General features: G+C 57.0%; 13 protein-coding genes. 4 read left to right on the forward strand and 9 right to left on the reverse strand.

Annotated features, from left to right (window positions below; genetic code table 11):
• Window positions 1-6: 6 nt before the first annotated feature.
• The 3 genes from DES54_RS18690 to DES54_RS08775 are packed head-to-tail and all read left to right on the forward strand — an operon-like array spanning window position 7 to window position 6,630.
• A complete protein-coding gene (locus DES54_RS18690; protein ID WP_205680208.1) occupies window positions 7-417 on the forward strand; it encodes a hypothetical protein in 411 nt (136 codons plus the stop codon).
• Window positions 404-2,527 (forward strand): Eco57I restriction-modification methylase domain-containing protein, encoded by a 2,124-nt coding sequence (locus DES54_RS08770; RefSeq protein ID WP_113866510.1) that lies wholly within the window; start codon window positions 404-406, stop codon window positions 2,525-2,527. The genes DES54_RS18690 and DES54_RS08770 overlap by 14 nt, the downstream gene beginning before the upstream one ends.
• A complete protein-coding gene (locus tag DES54_RS08775; protein WP_113866512.1) occupies window positions 2,524-6,630 on the forward strand; it encodes a restriction endonuclease PLD domain-containing protein in 4,107 nt (1,368 codons plus the stop codon). Before DES54_RS08770 ends, DES54_RS08775 begins: the two co-directional genes overlap by 4 nt.
• Before the next feature lie 104 nt (window positions 6,631-6,734).
• Here the strand turns inward: DES54_RS08775 and DES54_RS18890 are convergent, their stop codons facing one another.
• The 8 genes from DES54_RS18890 to rlmKL all read right to left on the reverse strand — a co-directional run bounded on the left by DES54_RS18890 (window position 6,735) and on the right by rlmKL (window position 17,899).
• Window positions 6,735-7,895, reverse strand: coding sequence for an AAA family ATPase (locus DES54_RS18890; RefSeq protein ID WP_240634981.1), 1,161 nt, complete (start codon window positions 7,893-7,895; stop codon window positions 6,735-6,737).
• Window positions 7,820-9,268: an AAA family ATPase gene (locus DES54_RS18895; protein WP_240634982.1), complete on the reverse strand. Its 1,449-nt coding sequence runs from the start codon at window positions 9,266-9,268 to the stop codon at window positions 7,820-7,822. Before DES54_RS18895 ends, DES54_RS18890 begins: the two co-directional genes overlap by 76 nt.
• Before the next feature lie 473 nt (window positions 9,269-9,741).
• The gene (rmf, locus tag DES54_RS08785) at window positions 9,742-9,909 is read right to left on the reverse strand and encodes a ribosome modulation factor (RefSeq protein ID WP_009113168.1); all 168 of its coding nucleotides are present in this window, start codon (window positions 9,907-9,909) and stop codon (window positions 9,742-9,744) included.
• Window positions 9,910-10,194: 285 nt separating this feature from the next.
• Entirely contained in the window at window positions 10,195-10,776 is a 582-nt protein-coding gene (gene pqiC, locus DES54_RS08795) for a membrane integrity-associated transporter subunit PqiC (RefSeq protein ID WP_113866514.1), read from the reverse strand.
• Complete coding sequence (gene pqiB / locus DES54_RS08800) at window positions 10,776-12,416, reverse strand: intermembrane transport protein PqiB (RefSeq protein WP_113866516.1); 1,641 nt, start codon at window positions 12,414-12,416, stop codon at window positions 10,776-10,778. Before pqiB ends, pqiC begins: the two co-directional genes overlap by 1 nt.
• Window positions 12,403-13,701 (reverse strand): membrane integrity-associated transporter subunit PqiA, encoded by a 1,299-nt coding sequence (gene pqiA, locus DES54_RS08805; RefSeq protein WP_113866518.1) that lies wholly within the window; start codon window positions 13,699-13,701, stop codon window positions 12,403-12,405. Before pqiA ends, pqiB begins: the two co-directional genes overlap by 14 nt.
• A 160-nt stretch (window positions 13,702-13,861) precedes the next feature.
• Window positions 13,862-15,778 carry an ABC transporter ATP-binding protein gene (locus tag DES54_RS08810; protein WP_113866520.1) on the reverse strand — a complete coding sequence of 639 codons (1,917 nt, stop codon included), beginning with the start codon at window positions 15,776-15,778 and terminating at the stop codon, window positions 13,862-13,864.
• Window positions 15,779-15,781: 3 nt separating this feature from the next.
• On the reverse strand, window positions 15,782-17,899 hold the full coding sequence (rlmKL, locus tag DES54_RS08815; RefSeq protein WP_113866522.1) for a bifunctional 23S rRNA (guanine(2069)-N(7))-methyltransferase RlmK/23S rRNA (guanine(2445)-N(2))-methyltransferase RlmL: 2,118 nt from the start codon (window positions 17,897-17,899) through the stop codon (window positions 15,782-15,784).
• Window positions 17,900-18,009: 110 nt separating this feature from the next.
• Between rlmKL and DES54_RS08820 the strand changes: the two genes are divergently transcribed.
• Window positions 18,010-19,113 (forward strand): YcbX family protein, encoded by a 1,104-nt coding sequence (locus tag DES54_RS08820; protein WP_113866524.1) that lies wholly within the window; start codon window positions 18,010-18,012, stop codon window positions 19,111-19,113.
• Between the two features lie 37 nt (window positions 19,114-19,150).
• Here DES54_RS08820 and DES54_RS08825 read toward each other — a convergent pair whose 3' ends face one another.
• On the reverse strand, window positions 19,151-19,720 hold the full coding sequence (locus DES54_RS08825; protein WP_113866526.1) for a cell division protein ZapC: 570 nt from the start codon (window positions 19,718-19,720) through the stop codon (window positions 19,151-19,153).
• Between the last annotated feature and the right edge of the window lie 284 nt (window positions 19,721-20,004).

Consider the following 20,004-nt stretch of genomic DNA (forward strand, 5'->3'; position numbering starts at 1 on the left):
GCCACAATGGTATTCCATTCTGCTTCCGCCGACGTGTGGAATGCGTTGCAACGCGCTTATCAGGATGCCGGGTTTGATGTCGAATATGCGGGGGTTCTCGACAAGAAGCAGGGCAGCTTCAAGCAAGTCACGACGCAGGGGGCCGTGCGTGGTGATCCCGTGCTTCTGTTGGGACCGCGCCGCAAGGCCGTTAAGAAAGCCGAAGGGGACGATTGTGTCTGGACGGTTGCCACAGCCCTGCATCGCGCCGCTTCCGCCGCGCATGACCCGGACGAAGTCACCGCACAGAGGCTTTACTCGCGGCTCGTGACGCACTTCCTCAGCCGTCACAAGCAAGTGCCGCTCGACGCTGATGTCTTCTACCGCTGGTACGCGGAACAATCGATGCCGGGAGTTTTATGTAGTGCCGGCGACTGACGCTGTCGGCGCGATCAGGGCCTCAGCCCGGTCCTTTGAGGAAAGCCTGCCTCCGGCCCAGCGGAAACGTCTAGGGCAGTTTTTCACCGGCCTGCCGCTAGGAACTCTTCTGGCGCATCTTGCGCTCGATCAGGATTGCCGCGCCGTGATCGACCCGATGGCCGGTCACGGCGACTTGCTCGACGCTGCCGCGATGACGGCGCGGACGCGGGGATTTCAGATCGACCGGTTGGACGGCATAGAGCTCGATCCGAATACGGCCACCTTCTGCGGCCGTAGAACGACGACATTGGAGGAAGATGGCGCTGTCACCGGCTCCCGCATCGTCACCGGCAGTGCTTTCGATCCTTCAAATGTCGCCGCGTTGCATACTCCCGGCTACGATCTCGTCATCACCAATCCTCCCTACGTGCGCTATCAGTCGCAAAACGGCGATGGCGCGGGCGTTGATGACGTACGCCGGGGCCTTTTCGCTGTCGTGGACGCGTGCGTATCAGGCGACGAGCGGGCGCTCTGGCAGACGCTCGTTGAAGGGTATTCCGGCCTTGCTGATCTCTCGGTGCCGTCCTGGCTCCTGTCCGCCCTGCTGACGCGGCCGGGGGGCCGCCTGGCATTGGTCGTTCCCGCCACATGGCGTTCGCGAGACTACGCCGATGTCGTGCGCTACCTGCTGCTGCGCTTCTTTCGCCTTGATTTCATCGTCGCCGATACGCAGCCCGGCTGGTTTTCCGATGCGCTGGTACGCACGCACCTTGTAGTCGCGCGGCGGCTGCCGTGGGATGAAGCGGCAGTGCCGCTGGCTGGCCGCACGTCATGGCTGTCCGCCTGCTGGCTGCAAGTTGCGCCGGAGGCGGCCAGTGGGGCGTCTCTTGTCGGCGGCGCTTTTCCCGGACCGGAACCAGAGCGGGACTTCGCAGACTGGGCGGTCGGGATGACCCGACAGGTGCAGGGCGTAGAGAGCCGTCCGTTTGCGCTGCAAGAGGAATGGCGCACACTGGAACAGCGGCTGGCGCGCAAGGGCTGGTTTCAAAAAGCAGAGGACCGGCGCGACACGCTGCCGCTTTTTTCATCTGGCGCTGCGAGACCGGCGGCGGTGCCGGAAGGGTTACGGGACATGCTGCCCACCGGTGCTGCCCCGGCACATCTCCAGACGCTCGAACAGGCAGGTATCCGTGTCAGTCAAGGGCTGCGCACAGGATGCAACCGATTTTTCTATGTGAAGCTTGCCAGCGACGATGATGGCAAGACCGTTGCCGTTGAAGCATCGGACAGCTTCCAGGATATGCGGTTTCAGGTTCCTGCGGAAGCGTTACGGCCCGTTCTCCATCGGCAAGCCGATATGCCCGCCTTTATGCGCGGTCACTTGCCTCCGACCCGTGCGCTTGATCTGTCGCAGTGGGTTCTGCCGGAAGACCAGGCTGCGGTGGCGCGTGCGGCAGAGACATACCGCAAGCGTGGCAAATCCGCTCCCTGTGTCATGCCCGCCGAATTGGCGGCATTCGTCACGCGGGCGGCCCGCCTTGCACCGGACCCGAAAGAACCCGCGCGTTTCATCCCCGATCTATCCGCCGTTCGCACCAATATCCGTCAGCCAGCCAACGGACGCGATATCCCCCGTTTCTGGTACATGCTGCCGGCTTTCACCCCCCGCCATCTGCCCGCGATCTTTACGCCGCGGATCAATCACGGGACGCCGGTGGTCGCGCTCAATACGCAGCCGCCGATCTTGATTGACGCTAATTTCTCGACGATTTGGCCGGAGCAGAAGCGGTGGACGCGTCACGCACTCTGCGCCTTGTTCAACAGCAGCTGGTGCCGCGCGGCCATGGAATCAGCCGGAACGCCGCTTGGCGGCGGCGCGCTCAAACTGGAAGCGACGCACATCCGTCAGGTCCCGCTTCCGGTATTGTCTGACAGCGACTGCCAGACGCTTGACGCGCTCGGACAGCAGTTGGCGGTATCCGCGCCGTCAGCCCAGCACCAGATCGACATGTTCATCCTGGGCGCGGTGCTGCCCCACCTCAATGAAAAAGACCTGAAAACGGCGGCGCAGCATATCGAAACCCGCCTCCAGGCCGTCTGTGCTGCCCGTCAAAGGATCGCTTCATGACCGCTGATATAGCCCGCCTAAGTGAAACCATCGGACGTTGCCGCATGCTGCGCGACGCGGGTCATGTCGAGGCGGTGCTGCGCGCGGAATTCCAGGGCCGGCTGCGGCTGATGTTTCCAGACACCGCTCATGAAAACTGGATCAACAATTATACAGAAGGCGCGGAAGCGCACACAAAGGTCGGCATGGCCTCCGGCAAGGCGGCCTCCCGATTCATTGATAACCTCGTGGGTTCAACCACGATCGAATATGAATCCGACCTGCGCAACAACGTGAAACGCGATACCGGATACGCGCAGGTGCAGGAGCAGACCGCAGGACTCGTACGCGCCGGTATGCCGGTCTCGACGGTGCGGGGCGTGCTGTCCGATACAGTCGAATGGTACGCCTATGATGCCGTGCTGACGCCCGGCGTCGATCCGTCCGCCTGCACGGCTGCCGATATTTCGCTGGTCGTTGTTGATGAGCTGAAGCTGGCCGACGACGGCGCGGTCTCCGCCGAACGGCTCGGCGCATTCATCCGAAAACATCTGGCGCGCGAACAGTCTCGGCCTTTGCGCGCTGAATTCCTCGCTTCCGATCTAGGCATGGACTCGGTCGCGTACAAAAGCAGTGCCGCGCCTTTGTCGGCGCTGGTGGACGAGGGGCGGAAGGCCGAGCCCTCAGCCAGCTTGGCAACCGAACTCTGGTCCCGGTTTGTCGATCATCTTGAAGGGCCGACAGGCACCTTTCGCACGACCGCGTATGTCGATGAAGCCTACGTGACCATTCTAGCGCGGCTCCTTAGCGCGAACGTCTTGACAGGAAAAGCACTGCTGAGCACGGACGATGAGCTGCGCGCGATTCTCAACGGCGACTTCTTCCGTCACAATTTCCAGCTCGAGAATGTCGTCGAGCAGGATTATTTCGGCTGGCTTTTGGGGCCTGCCTACATGGACCGGCTTGTGACTGTGGCCCGCGATCTCCAGCGTGACCTCTACGCCTACGATTTCAGCTGGTATCCCGAAGAAGATTTGTTTGGCCGCCTTATGGCGCAGCTCGCGCGCCGCAGCCAACGCAAGCTGCTAGGTCAGGAATGGACGCCGCATTGGCTCGCCCGGCTGCTTGCCGATCGCTGCCTCGATGGCCTTCCTGAGGGCGAGAGCCCGCGCATCGTCGATATGTGCTGCGGGTCCGGCACGATGCTCGCCGAAATCATCAAGGCCACAAAGGCGCGTTTCGGCTTTTCCACCATCGACAAGCTGGAAGATGTCGCGACCGGCTTTGACATTGACCCGCTGGCCGTCAGCCTGGCCAAGACCACATGGGTTGTCAGCCTGTCGGTCGAGATCAAGGCGGCGACGAAACCGATTGTAATCCCCGTCTATCATGCGGATTCGCTGTTCGCCGTCACGCCGGTTTCAGCCTCAGTGCCGCTGGTTGGCGAGAGCGATACGATTCCCGTATCGCTTGACGGTACGACGATTCTGCTGCCGACGGCGCTGGTACAGCCGGCATATCGCGACTTTTTCGACCGTATCGTTGACTGGGCCTATGACGAAGCGCGCGAAGCGCAGCGGCGCGGCACGGTTGCGGGTTTCAGCAAGGCGGACTCGGACAGCTTTCTCGACGGCGCCATCGCGGCGTTTAGCGTCAGCCTGTCGCCGGAGCTCCACAAACAGCTCTCTGCCGCGCTTTACCCGCTGGCGCATCGCATGGCCGAACTGGCCGTTGCGGGACGCAACGGCATTTGGGCCTTTATCCTGCGGAACACATACAGGCCAGGGCTTTTGACCGGCCACTTTAACGGGCTCGTTTCCAATCCGCCGTGGCTGGCGATGAGCGGGCTGGCCGATAATCCATACAGGGACCTGCTCAAAGGCAGAGCAAAGCTCTACGGCATCCAGCCAGCGGGGCAGTCATTTCTCCATCTTGAGCTGGGAACGATGCACCTGCTTCATGCCATCGACCGTTATCTCGCGCCGGATGCCTCCGTCGCCTGCCTTGTGCCGGGTACGGTGCTAAACGGGAACCATCACGAGCGGCTGCGGCAGCATGAATTCCTGAACAGCGAACGTCCCGTGCCGTTCGACATTGCCGAGGTGTGGCAGGTCGCACCCGGAACCTTCAAATATCCCGGCGCGGCGCTGATCGGCCATAAGAGGACGGACACGACCGGGCTTCCACGATCTGCCTTTGCCGGTCTCGTCGCGACAGAAGCGGGACTGGACACCGCCGATTTTTCTATCCGTAATATCGGCACGGCGCGGAGCGCATGGGTGCTCGAAAAGGGCGGCAGTCCGGCGGCGACCGGTGGAGGAGGACGCCTGCCGCAGCAAGGGGCCGATCTCATGCCGCGCACAGCCGTGTGCGTCGACATCATCCAAGATTCAGGTGCGGAATACCGCGTCGATACGCCGACACGTACGTCCCCCTGGGGCTTTACGATCAAGTCGGCCAAGGAAATGGCCACCGAACGCTTTCCCGGCCATGTCGCGCCCCGCTTCATCTTCCGTATGGCGCAGTCGGAAAACTTGCTTCCGTTTGTTCTCGGTGTCCATCGTGCGCCCCTGGCCCTGCCGGCGCTGCGCGCGCCAGATGGTACGTGGAGCATTCTCGACGAGTCTGAAATCCGTCGTCAGGGATTTACCCAGACGGCACGGCGCTTCGCGGCGATAAACCAGAAACTCAAGCGGGTCGGAAAAGGGAAATCACTGCAAGAGCGCGTCGATGAGAGGGGCAAGCTGTCCAAGCAGGTCTTCGGTGCCGATGGCTATCTCATACTGGCCGGTGCCGGCGGCAAGATCATATGCGCTGCGTGCGTTCCGCTCGCGCAGGCGCAGGATGTTGTCGTTGACCAGACCCTCTACTGGAAGGTTGTCGCGGATGAGCGGGAAGCGTGGTTCCAAGTGGGCATGCTCAACAGCGTCGCCTTGACCAACGCCACCCTCGCGTTCAACCCGAAAGGCGATTTTGGCGAACGGCATCTCCATACACTGCCATACCGAATGATGCCCGCTTACGACCCCGGCAATGACGATCATAAGAATATCGCCGGTCTGGCAAAGGAACTTGCTGCCCTTGCCGCCGGTCATTGCACGACAGACGCTTATTTGGGCGACCCCGCAAAGGCCTTGCCGGCACGCCGGCGGAAATTGCGCGCGCTGCTCAACGCACTCGCCGATACCGTCACCCCTGCGGCGTTTGCCGCCATGCCGAAGACGCTAGTAACATCATTCGACTTCGGCCTCACCGAGCCGCAAGCCTTGCGGCATTGGCAAGAATTGGGAAATGCGACAGTGCATGTCTCGGGGGCACAAAGGCTTGCCCAGGGCTCACTCATGCCGCTGCGGGCATTTCACCCCAAACTCTACACGTTCGGCAGGAACGCGCAGAGCTGTAGCGCGCTGATCGGTTCTGCCAACCTCACCAGTCGCGGGTTCAGCGTGAACACGGCGGCTGCGTGGCTTCAGCAGGACGTTCCGCGCGCGTCAATCGATGCCGCTATGGCGAGCGCGTGTTTTGATACAACGCCTCTTACCGAGGAATTGCTAAATGCGTATGCGCCGCTGCGGCAGGCGCAACCGCCGCCAGCAGAAATAGAACAGGAAGCGCAGCCCGTAGCGCCGCCAGCACCGATTAGTGTTGGTGCGCTGCCCTTGTTCAGGGTCGCCATCGAAACGGGCGCTGTTAATCCCGCGAACTACAGCGCCATGTGGATCCACGGCGAAGCCCTGCAAGGCGGGTCACGCAACCAGCTTGAACTTCCTCGTGGCGGTCACAGGTTTTTTGGTTTCGTGTTCACGCAATACGACTATCCCCACAATTTGACGATCGGGGAGCCGGTTCTTCGCAGCGGTGCGCGCGCATGGAACGACCGCCGTCTGACATGGCACGGCAATAACCGTATGGAACGAATGAATTTGCCGACCGCTACACAGGGCGGATTCGAATATGCCGACACGGCTGTCATGTTTCGTCGTCTGGCGGACGGCTCATTCGAGTTGATTGTCACGCCGTGGGATTCAGACCTGGCACGTTCGTGGCGGCAGGCTTCGGCACAGCGGCAAGACCTATTTCGCCTCGGCACAGTCGCGACGAGCCGGGTTGTAGGACTGTTGTAGGAATAGGGGGAGTGCCGGGCGTGTCTCCGTATTCGTCGAAGATGCCCGGTCCCTCTTTCTGTTCGCCTCCGCCCTAACGGCGAACGCCTGTTTTTCGCACGCTATCAGGTCAGAGCATTCTGCCTTGCCCTGATCGATTCCGCCCAGTCGGCGAGGATTTTGATGTCGGCGAGGATATCGTCCGGGGGAGGAACGGCACCGTCTCGCGCGCGCGACGGGTCATGCGCCTCCACTAGGTCGCTGCACTTCTTGAAGTTCTTGCGGAAAGTTTCGACGTCCGCGCCTTCGATGACCGTCACCCTTTTGAGATTCTTGGTGTCGATATAGTCCCGGTGCCGGTGGATGACCCCGGCAAAAGCCACGTCTTCGAGCCCGCGCTCCCACGTTGCCCGAAGCCGGTCATAAATCTTCACTGCGGTGTCGCGATATCCTTCTTCATCGTTCGCATCGTAGAGCTTGCGTGCCTCCCTTGCCGCTTTTTCCAGCTTGTCGATCCGGTCGCGGATGCCGGCATGCTGCCAGGGCAGTCCCTCGCTGACCATGCCTGTACCGGCAGGACCGCGCGACAGGCTGACGAGCTTCATAGGAAGGCCCTCGCGCGCACCCTTGTCATGCAAGTCGTTCACAAACACCATATCGTGGGTGAAGACGATGATCTGGCGCGCCCTTGATTCCTCGACCAACCGTTCCGCCACTTTTTCGCGCCAGCGATGATCGAGCGATGTCACCGGGTCATCAAACACGAGCGCGGATTTGTGAGACGCCGTTGCCAATTCGGTGAGGAACGCAGCCAAGGCCACGCATGTTTGCTCGCCCTCGCTCAGGACCATGTGGACCTTGGCTTTCGGGTTGGCAAAAAGGCGCACCTGATAGTTGGGAGAGCCGTACTGCCCGCCTGACCGCACGATTTCCACGCGCACTTTTTCCGCAGCGAGACGGACAATTTCCGACTGGAACTGATCGCGCATCTTCGGGGTGATGACGTTATCGGCGATGTCATTCCCGAGCTTGGTAATGGCGTTCGTCGCCGTGTCCGCGATGCAGGCGCGCAGTATCCGGAGATCGTCCAGGCTCTTTATTTCCTTCTTTGCGGTTTCAAGCAGGTCAGGAACCGCCCCCCGGTCCTTCAGGGCGTCGCGTTCCAGGATCAGTTTGTTGCGACCTTCTATGTCGGCAGCTTCATCAAGCTCTACAGCATAGGCTTCAAGCGTGCCCGCCAGCGTCTCCAGTTCAGCTTTTGGCGAAGGCGTGAGCGGCGGCAGCACAAGCGCATCAGCAGACGAAAGCGCACGGAGGCATTTAAGGCGCCGCAAATCCGCACTGGCGACGAAGCGCAGAACGCGGCAAGCGCATCGGTGAATTCCTGCTCGGCGCTTGACGCCTGTGACTCGGCATCGGCTCGGATGAACGCCTCGAAACCTCCCATGCGGCTCTTGGCTTCAGGGCTGAGCGCCTGATGGCAAAGAACGCAGGCTTCGTCGCCCGCAGGCGGGAAGGCTGAACCGGCATATGCCGTTTGTTCAGAGTAGCGGCGCGCCGCCTCCCACAAGGTGCGCCACGTTTCCGCGCCGACGCCGGGAATAGCAAGGCCGTCGAACGTATCACGCGCGGCGAGATTGGCCGCTGCCCGCTTACTTCTTGCCGCGTCGGCCAGTGCCTTCAGCCTGACCAGCGGTTCGTCGTCATAGGTGGTGGCGATCCTGTTCAGGGTCGCTATCAGTTGCCGCACGTTTCCGGCAAAGAGCCGCTGTTCGGCGGCGGCGTCCGCCGGGTTCTTCAGAAGGTCCTCATCAAGGCGCGCCAGCCTTGCGCGTTCATCGGCGGTCATCTCGCCGTGTTTCTCGAATGCCGCCAGGTTGGTGTTATGGCTCAGGGCCGACATGATCGCACCCACCGGCGTGGCGGTATTCCATGTCGGCTTTTCAAACACCGAGTCACGGACAGCCTGGAGCTGCGTTTCTTCAGCGCCCAGTTTTTGCTTGAGCGCCTGGCAAACGCCCGCGAGGTCGTCGGGAATGTCCAGGCCGAAGGGCCTGAAAGCCACTTCGTTCTTCTCCTGCACATGCACCGATCCGCAGTCCCGATCAAAGACGCTGACTGCTGACAGCACCGCGTCTGGCTTGCCGTCGTCCGTCCAACTGACGGGCGGTTCGGATGATCCGTCCTTGAGAATAGTGAAGGTACCCTTCGCCCTGCCGGCCGGCGGCGGGTTGTAGGCGTCAGGCATGATCTCGCCGGCCTTGCGGGCGCGGCAGGCCCGCTTGAGCACCCGCCCGTACCCAGATTTGCCGGACCCATTCGGCCCGTAAACGATCGTCAGTCCCGCGGATTCGAACGGCAAAGTCTGGCCTGGGGCGAGTTGGTTCACTCCGGCAATGTCGCCGACGCTAACCAGTGCTATAGATTCGCCGCCAGCTGGGGTTGCCGGCAGATGAGCCGCTTCGAGCACCGCTGCTTCCAACGTAACGCCTTCGGCCCCATGCTCTTTTTTGCACAAGGCCAGTATGTCGGTGACAACCGCCTCATCGGGAGTCCCGCTGGTGACGATCCGGCGCAGCGCATCCCTTTGCCATAGGGGACGTTCAGCCGACCAGTCGAGTATGGCTTCGAGTACTGTCTTGTTTGCTTTCTTATTCATTCTGTTGCCCCCGGCGTGCGCACCTTTTCCCCGTATAGATGATAGCGCCGAAAGCCCGCCAATATTGTCTCAGTAACAGACCGAATCCACGCCCGCGTAGAATAGCATGTAACCTGCGGCTGCGCCCGGTCAGAGGCCAGGCGGGCGCGGCCCCCGCTTTCAAAGCGTCTAAAGGATTTTCGTTTCACCTTGGAGGGCGAAACCGATTGCTATTGGCCAGTCTACAGTTGGGGAATGTGGGCAACGAACGCCATAGGAGGGCTTTAGAGTGCTATAGCGTAGACGTAGTGCTCATCATCGTCGGGCGCGGCCCGCCATACAGCTTAAAAGAAAAAGCCCCTTACGTCCGTCAGGGGCTTTTTCTTTTAGCCATAGTGAGACAGTAGTCAGACATGTATCCTGCGCTCTGTCCGACGCACTAAAATAAAAGCCTCCGCATAAGCGGAGGCGTTCCCTCATCATGACAAGACGGGTTATGCGGTAACCGCCTTGTCCTCCATGGCTTGTCGCCAGCCTCCCAACCAGTAGGACCGGGCATTTATTGATTGATAGGGACAAAGTTCCCTCGGTCTGCCGGAAATACCCGCTTGATAACCACGTGAATGAGCCCGTTCCAAGCGATCGCGTTTCTGTCTCTTCATGCCTTATTTCCCTCATTATTTATCTGGTGGAAAGAAAACAATGACTACTTTATAAGCAGTCACAAACTATCAATAACCATTCTGTCGGCAAAGATCAAGGCGCAAAATTCACGCCAATGTCATATTTGTGATCTATAAATAAGAGTTTTCCGCAGGAAGAAAGAGAAGCGCCAGCTAAGGAATTGAAAAATAAAAAACCGCTGAAAACGGCTCATACCTTTTCAGCGGTGAGGTCACATATGACCGGGTTAAACCTGCAACCCGGTCAGCGGATAGCTTGATTGTTCAACGGATTACGGATTGATCAGCAGACTGTACGGCGGATTGGGCAATGGATTGCGCCACTTGCCGCCAGCCCTGGGCCAGCGTTTTGACCAACGCGTCATAACCATCTTCCGTCTGCGGTAAAATGATATCGAACGGACGCTTAATAACCTGGCCTGACTGATTCAATATCCATTCGCCGCGTATCACGACATTACCATCATAGCGGCCATGAAACGCCGTGACGGTAACATTTAACACCGATTGCTCACGTCCCTGCGGTTGTGTCGTCACCAACCAGCCGGGCAGCCTGCTTTCCAGATCGGTCACCAATAATTGCCGGAGTTGCTGATCCAACGGGCTTGCCCACAGGTTATCGCTGGCGATAACGTACTGCACATCACTGGTCTGATAAACCAGCCCGACATTGCCCAGATAGTCGGCTACGCTGACATGTTCTAGCCACAGTTGCCGGGGATGCGCGGTGGTCACGCCCGCTGTGCTCGCCTGCGGCACCACCGGTAACTGATAGTATGATTTTTGCGAACTGCTACTGCAAGCGCTCAGTAACAGCACCATTGCCAGAGTCCATGCTTTCATCATTATTTTGCCCTCTTCGGCTGAGGATCTTTGCCAGCCGGGGCTTCAAAGATCAATGCATTACTTTTCTCATTCAAGGTGCGCAATACCGGTTGCAATTCACGCAGCACTTGATCCAGACGTTGCATATCCGCCACCATGTTATTGTAAGCAGGTGAACCGGGCTGGAAGCCTTTCATGCTGCGATTAAGCTCACGTAAGGTCTGCTGCATATCCTGCGGCAAATCCTGCATGGCTTTACTGGAGGTTATCTGATTGAGCGAAGCCAGCGTTTTCTGCATTTCACGCAACGTAGCCTGACTCTCCGCCAGCGTCTGGGTCGCTTCAGCCACCATCGGATTAAGCGGTAACCCATTGATCTTGTCGAGCACCGACATCAGCTTTTGTTGGATCTGAGACAGTCCGCCGTCAATGGTCGGCAGCACCGGATAACCATCAATATTGGCCAGTTTTTGATCCCTCTTCTCTTTGGGATAAAAATCAAAGTCGATATACAGCGCCCCGGTCAACAAGTTCGCTGATTTTAACGCCGCCCTTAATCCAAGAGGCTGCGCACGACTCAGGTGTTGTTCAAAGTCGAAATCACCGCCAATCTTCTTATCGAACCGATCGGGCTCAATACGGATCAATACCGGGATACGGTAATCATCATTAATATTCTGCCGCCAATCTTTGGGGAAGAACGGCGCTTCCACCACCGTACCCAGACGAATACCACGAAATTCAACCGGCGCGCCGGCCTGCAATCCGCGGATCGATTCACCAAAGAACACGAGATATTCTTTGTATTCGGTATATAGCGAATCCTGGATGCTGCGTTGGCTATCGAACAGCCGATACTGCGCCCGTTGCTCCGCCGGGTTCCCAACGTCCCAACCGGTCGGCACATCAAAACTCACCCCGCCGCTGAACAGCGTCGCCAGCGATCCCATTTCCACGCGCATCCCCTGCGCAGACATGTCAAACGCCACGCCGCTGTCTTTCCAGAAACGTACGTTGGTGGTCACCAGAGTGTCATTCGGCGCCGCGATAAATAGCTGGTAACGCATTTTGCGCGCTTGCGGATCAAACTCGCTGGTTTCGACCGAACCGACACGATAACCCCGGAACAGTACCGGGTCGCCAACATTCAACTGCCCGGCCTGTTCGCTGTCCAGGATCACGCGAATCCCTTTGGCGTCCGGTGATGCCAAAGGCGGCGTATCCAATAGCGCAAACTCTCTTTTTTCCCTGACTTGAGAGCCAGGCTGAAGTTCAATATAAGCGCCGGACAACAGCGTCTCCAGCCCCGATACGCCAGCGCGACCTACCTGCGGTTTCACCACCCAGAAAGCTGAATCCTCTTTCAGCAGCTTGTCCATGCCGTCATGCAGACGCGCCTTGATTTCCACCTGATGAAGATCATCACTCAGCATGACGCTTTCCACCACGCCGACATCCACGCTGCGGCTCTTGATCATGGTTTTGCCCGCTTCAAGCCCCTCGGCATTACTGGTGACGAGTGTGATTTGCGGCCCTTGATGGCTGAAATGATAAAATAATATCCAGGCGCCGATCAGTACCGTCACAATCGGCACAATCCAGACCGGCGACCAACGTTTGATCGTTTCTACATCCGCAACGGCATAGTTATCTTTCGTCAACGGAAGACTCCTTATTGAAAACATCATCACGACGATCCCACAATAAACGAGGATCGAAAATCATCGCCGCAATCATGGTCAAGATCACCACTGCGGCAAACAGTACCGCCCCCACTGCGGGATAAATGCTCATTAACCGGCCAATCCTCACCAGCGCTGATAAGACGGCGATGACAAACACATCTATCATTGACCAGCGTCCGACGAATTCGACGATTTCATACACCACATGCATCCGTTCGCTGTCGCGCTTGTCGTTGCCGTTGGCGACCCAGCACAACCAGCCCAGCGCCAGCATTTTCAACGAAGGCACCATAATGCTGGCAATAAAAATCACCATCGCCACCGGGTACGAGCCTGTGCTCCACAGCAGCACCACGCCGGACATGATGGTCGATCCCATTCGGTCCCCCAGCGCTTCCGTCACCATGATCGGCATCAGGTTCGAGGGGATATAAAGCAGAATCGAAGTAATCAGCAGCGCCATCGTCCATTGCAGACTCTTTTTCCGGCGCGCATGGCCATGACTGTGGCAACGCGGGCAAACCAACTGATGCGCAGGCAAAATCGCCGTACAACATGAACACGACCGGAATCCCTGCGACAAACCGCTGACGCCGGGTTGCGGCGCCGCCGGCAACATGGGCGGCGCCGCAATGTCGTTCCACAGCCAACGACGATCAAGACTCTGAAACGTCAGTAGTAGCAATACGCAGAACAACACAAACGGTATGAAACTGGTGCCGATGCCAACATCGCCGTAAGCGATCAGCTTGACAAAACTCACCAGCACGCCCGCCAGAAAAATTTCCGCCATCCCCCAGCTTTTCAGATGAAACAGGGCCTTGCCTATCGCTTTCTTTAACGCCAGCGGCATCGAGATATGCAGACAGAGCAAAATCACGCTTGCCATGCAAAACGCGGGAACCAGTTGGACAAATAACATAAACAGAGTGGCGACGCTGTCATAGTTCTCCGCCACCATGACTTTAGGTATTTCAAACAGATTGATCTCGCTGCTAATGCCGGCAACGCGCATCGATACAAACGGAAACAGGTTTGACAACACCAGCATCAATAAGGCGCTCAGCGCATACCCAACCGGACGTTTGCGTGGCTCGGTCTGATAACTGGTCAATGTGGCTTTGCATTGTGGACAAGTCGCTTTCTGTCCATGCGACAGAACTGGCAACCTGACCAGCAGATCACAGTGCGGACACAACATGTAATCGTCATGTTGGTGCTCATAAATATCGTCTTCGTGAATATGATTATGGGAACACACGCATAGCCTCCTTCCTGGCCTGCCGCAAGGACAATATCAGACCGTCTGCGACGATACCCGTCATCGTTTCAAGTTGCGACTACCACGCGAACGCACTTCCCCGCGGGAAAAGTGGTTCGCGCCGCCGGCCCTCATCATAGGAGAAGATGTGAGATAACGATTAGCCATTCCTTTGTGCTTCCAGCGCTTCCCAACGTTCAAAACAAGATTCCAGAGAGGCTTCCGCCGCAGCAAACGCATTCAGCACCGGCTGCGTTTCCTCATGCGGACGGCTGAAGAATCCCTCGTCGTTCATCTGCGCTTGCAGGTTGTTGATTTCCTGCTCCAATTGCTCGATTTTCAGCGGTAACTGCTCCAATTCGCGCTGTTGGTTATAACTTAGTTTACCCGCATTACGTTCAGCGGGCGGTGCGCTCTTGACGGCTGACAGCGTCGTCGCCCCCTTTGGCGTCGGGATGGCGGCGGCGCGCAACGGCGTCGATTCCGCGCGTTGTTGCTGCGCGTCATAATAACCGCCGACATAGCGGGATATCACTCCGTCGCCCTCAAAGATCCAGCATTCCGTCACCGAGTTATCAACAAACTGACGATCATGGCTGACCAGCAGCACCGTTCCCTGATAACTGTCGATCAATTCTTCCAGCAACTCCAGCGTTTCCACATCCAGATCATTGGTGGGCTCATCAAGAATCAACAGGTTGCTGGGTTTAAGAAATAACCGCGCCAGCAATAAGCGGTTGCGCTCGCCGCCAGACAGCGCCTTCACCGGCGTCATCGCACGTTTCGGATGGAACAGAAAGTCTTGCAGGTAGCCGAGCACATGACGTGGACGACCATTTACCATGACTTCCTGTTTCCCTTCCGCCAGATTATCCATCACGGTACGTTCGGGATCCAACTCGGCGCGATGCTGATCAAAATAAGCCACTTCCAGTTTGGTGCCGCAATGCACGCGCCCGCTGGTGGGCGCCAATTCACCCAACATCAGTTTCAGTAATGTGGTTTTACCGCAGCCATTCGGCCCGACCAGCGCGATTTTATCGCCGCGCTGCACCTGAGCGGAGAAATTGCGGGTCAGAAGTTTATTATCGATCTGATAGTTCACCTCTTCCAGTTCAAACACAATCTTGCCGGAACGGGCGGCTTCCTCCACCTGCATTTTTGCCGCGCCCATCACCTCGCATCGTTGCGAGCGTTCATTACGCAGGGCTTTCAGCGCCCGGACACGGCCTTCATTGCGGGTGCGACGCGCTTTGATCCCCTGACGGATCCAGACTTCTTCCTGCGCCAGTTTACGATCGAACTCGGCGTTTTGCAGTTCTTCCACCCGCAACGCTTCTTCTTTGCCCGCGAGATATTTATCGTAATTTCCCGGCCAGGACACCAGCTTGCCGCGGTCAAGATCGACAATCCGGGTCGCCATGTTGCGAATAAACGAACGATCGTGCGAGATAAACACGATGCTGCCCTGAAAGGTTTTCAGGAAAGTTTCCAGCCAGTCGATGGTTTCGATATCCAGATGGTTGGTCGGTTCGTCCAGCAGCAATACGCGCGGCGCGCTGACCAGAGCACGCCCCAGCGCGGCTTTACGCAGCCAGCCGCCGGACAACGAGGACAGAGGCGCGTCAGCGTCCAGACCGAGTTGCGCCAGCACGTCGTGGATACGGCTTTCCAATTGCCATAGCCCCTGATGCTCAAGGATCTCCTGTAACTTCGCCAACTGATTCAGATGCTTGTCGCTGGGATCGGTTTCAATCAGGCGCAACGTCGCATGATAATTTTTCAGATAATCCGCCTGCTCCGCCACCCCTTCGGCGACAAAGTCAAACACGCTGCCAGCCACATTTCGCGGCGGGTCCTGCTGCAAGCGAGCTACAATCAAATCCTGCTCATAGGTAATGCGTCCGTCATCAAGCGGAATTTCTTTCGCCAATATCTTTAGCAACGTGGATTTGCCCGCTCCATTGCGGCCCACCAGACAAACGCGTTCGTTTTCTTCAATATGAAGTTCGGTGTTGTCTAACAGCGGAGCATCACTGAACGACAGCCATGCGCCCGAAACACTGATTAATGACATCTGTTACTTTTCCTCGCCGGCATGCGTCAGCAACCAGCAGTTATGAATTTGACTGTTGCGGGCAAAATCCTGTGATTGCGTCAGCGCGGTAATCTCTTTCGCCGCCAGCCCCAACGCCGTCAATCCCGGCATATCCATCTTAAAGCCGCGTTTATTGTTGGAAAACATGATTGTGCCGCCTCGACGCAGCAGTCGTTTAAGATCTTTCATTAACGCCAGATGGTCACGCTGGACATCAAAGGTATCCTCCATGCGTTTCGAGTTCGAAAACGTCGGCGGATCGATAAAAATAACGTCAAACTGTTCATTGGCTTCACGCAGCCATGACAGGCAATCGGCATGAATCAAACGATGCTGGCGTCCGGTCAGGCCATTGGCGCGCAGGTTTTTCTCCGCCCATTCCAGATAGGTGCGCGACATATCCACCGTCGTGGTGGTGCGCGCTCCGCCCAATCCGGCATGCACGCTGGCCGTGCCGGTATAAGCGAACAGGTTGAGAAAATCTTTGCCGTTGCTCATTTCGCCCAGCATTTTGCGTGCGATGCGATGATCGAGAAACAGACCGGTGTCCAGATAGTCGGTCAGGTTGACCCACAGCTTAGCGTTATACTCTTCTACCAGTAAAAATTCGCCTTTCTGCGAGAGTTTCTCATACTGGCTTTTACCTTTCTGCCGTTCGCGGGTTTTCAAAATCAACCGGTTGGACGGCAATTCCAGCACGCTCAGCGTCGCATTGATCACATCGAACAGACGCTGACGCGCTTTCTGCGCATCAATGGTTTTCGGCGGCGCATATTCCTGCACCACCACCCAACTGCCGTAGCGATCGACCGCCACGTTGTATTCTGGCAGGTCGGCATCGTACAGACGGTAACACTCAATTCCCTGCTGCTTCGCCCATTTCTCCAGTTTACGCAGATTCTTACGCAGACGGTTGGCAAAATCCTCGGCAATCTGACCGCTGGCCTGCCCCTGACTTTCAGCAAGCTGATAGTTCTTCTGCACGCAATCCAGCGGACCATTTTTGGCTTTGAACTGACGCTCGGCGCGCAATTGCAGGCAACTCAACAGTTCCGGCGAGGCACTGAACAACGACAGTTGCCAGCCGCCGAAATCGCTTTTCATTTTGCGGCCCAGCAGGTTGTGCAGCGCAATTAACGCCGGTTCGCTCTCCAGACGTTCGCCATAAGGCGGGTTACTGAGTACGGTGCCTTTTGCTCCTGTCGGTAGTGGATTCTGGATCTGGGCCACATCGTTTACCGTAAACGAGATTAATTCCGCTACTCCGGCGCGACGAGCATTGGCTTTGGCTATGTCGATCACCCGCCGGTCGATATCGGAACCAAAAAAGCGCGACGTCGTCTCACGCAGGCCCAGACGGGCGCGCTGCTGCGCCTGCGCCGTCACATCACGCCACAGTTCGGCATCGTGTCGCAACCAGGCATTGAATCCCCAGCGGGTGCGATACAGACCGGGCGCGCGATCGGCGGCGATCATCGCCGCCTCAATCAACAGCGTGCCGGAACCACACATCGGATCGACCATTGGGGCGCCGATTTGCCAACCGGAGCGCAGAACAATCGCCGCGGCCAAATTTTCTTTGAGCGGCGCCAATCCTGCCTGATCACGATAACCACGCTGGTGCAAGCCTTCGCCGCTCAGATCCAAGGCTACGCTGGCGGTATCGCGCTGTAAAAAGACATTGATGCGAATATCCGGTTGCTGTTTCGCCACATCCGGGCGTTGTCCCGTTTTGCGGGTGAAGCTGTCCACAATGGCGTCTTTCACTTTCAACGCCCCATACTGGCTATTGCGGATATCATCGTTAGTGCCGGTAAAATGCACGGCAAAAGTTTTATCGACAGCGAAAATCGTCGACCAGTCGATAGCCTGAACGCCAAGGTACAAATCCAAATCGCTGTGCACATTGAATTCATTAAGCGGCAGCAAAATGCGCGAGGCCAGCCGACTCCACAACAAGCTCTGATACAACAAGCGATTATCGCCCTGAAAATGCACCCCGCCTTGCACCACGGCACAGGCCTGGGCGCCCAGCGCTTCAAGTTCTCTTTTTAATAGTTCTTCCAGGCCACGGGCAGTGCTGGCAAACAGAGCATTCATATCGTTACAATCACCAAAGAGATGGCGCCAAAAAGAAAATTGACGCGCATTATAGCTAATCCGGGACGCTTGTCATAAAGTTGCCGTTTTACAGCGGCAAGGAATCAGTAGTGATCGGCGTAACGCGGCTTTATATTCATCCGGTAAAATCGATGCGGGGTTTGCAGTTGTCTCATACCTTGGCCAGCCCCAGTGGGTTGGCGCAGGACCGAACCTTCATGATCACCGAACCCGATGGCACCTTTATTACCGCCCGCCAATATCCGCAAATGGTGTTGTTCACCCCCGCGCTGTTACCCGATGGGCTGTTTATCGCCGCGCCGGACGGACAAAGCGCCAGCGTTCGCTTCACTGATTTTGTCAGTACACCGCAACCCACCGAAGTCTGGGGAAATCACTTTACCTCTAAAGTGGCCCCGGATGCGATTAACGCCTGGCTGAGCGCTTATTTTCAACGGCCAGTGCAGTTGCGTTGGGCTGGCGACGCACCATCACGCCGGGTCAAGCGTCATCCTGACATCCCGCTCGCGTTTGCCGACGGTTATCCGTTTCTACTCATCAACGAGGCGTCTTTTCAGGATCTGCGCCAACGCTGTCCGGCGGGGATCAAACTCGAACAGTTTCGCCCCAATCTGGTCGTGACCGGCGCGGCGGCGTTCGCCGAGGATAGCTGGCAAACCGTGCGGATCGGCGACGTCATTTTTGATGTCGCCAAGCCTTGCAGCCGTTGCGTTCTGACCACCGTCAGCATTGAGCAGGGCAGAAAGCACCCGTCGTCCGAACCTCTGGCGACATTGCAATCCTTCCGCACCGCCGAAAACGGCGATGTCGATTTTGGTCTGAATATGATTGCCCGCAACAGCGGCATTATTCGCGTCGGCGATACGCTGGATGTTCTTGCCACCAAACCGCCGCGCCCTTATTACGCGGGCAACATCGCGGAATGCCTAGCGGTCAACGCGCAAAGCGAACTGACGATCACCATTGAATATCAGGGAAAGCACTTGCCGGGAAATAATCAGCAAATCCTGCTGGAGCACCTGGAACAACACAGCATACGTGTGCCCTACTCGTGTCGTGCAGGTGTATGCGGCTGCTGTAAGATGACGTTAATCAGTGGAGAGGTTTCCGCACTCAAGAAAAGTGCAATCGGGGAAAATGGCGCCATTCTCGCCTGTAGCTGTATTCCCCTCGGCGATATCAGCCTGAAATAGATATCAACCCGCGATAAAGCGCATAATGCCAGAGGCGTTAAACGACGTTAGCATATTGAAACGCGGAAGATACCTGTTCCGTCGCATGCTGCTCCGTCGCTGGCAATAATCTGTCATGCATGATTTTAATGGCATCGCTCAATATCATCGTCTTCGCATTCAACATTAAATGTTCTTGCGCCAACAGGCATAAGCTGGCTTTCTCCCCCACCTCAGCGACCAGAAAACACGCGGTTTCCTCACTCTCGCTGACTTGCACCTGAACCAGATCTCCGGTTTGCGGCGCATACGCATGCGGCACATGCTGTTGGACGAAGTGCCAGCTTTTTGGCATTAACGGTTTAAGAAAACGACTGGCCACCAGCGCATTCAATATTAATTCGTTTTGCAGCGAGCGCGTTAATGCCATCTTCTGACACTTTTCGTTATAGGTAAAAAATAAGGCCGCATCCTCGACGCAGAATGCGCATTCATTAAACGCATCCGGCGTCAGCATTTTGGAGGGAAAGCGTGAACGGAATAACATGCCGTTTGCCAGATCCAACATTAGGCGATCGTGTTCGGCATCAAAATACCAGCGCCAGTTATCATCAGGTTTTAACTTCATCTTATTTATCCTTCGCTCTGTGTTAAAACGCTCTTTAGTTAAAAAGAATCAGAAATAACTGATTGCAGAATGCTGCAATAAAAAAAATCCCGGAGAAAATTTTAACATCGCCGGTGACGGGCAAAATAGCGCGTCATAAAAATCAGGCTAAGATTGATCGTTTATTAGCTTGAACGGATAAAATATAGACTAAATAGCTGTTCCAAATAGTAGATCACTTTGAGGGAACTCAGTCCGAGTTGAGCGATCTGATCAATCGCCAAAAATCACAAATCACCAACCGG

Source organism: Brenneria salicis ATCC 15712 = DSM 30166, assembly GCF_003315515.1.
Lineage (GTDB): Bacteria > Pseudomonadota > Gammaproteobacteria > Enterobacterales > Enterobacteriaceae > Brenneria > Brenneria salicis.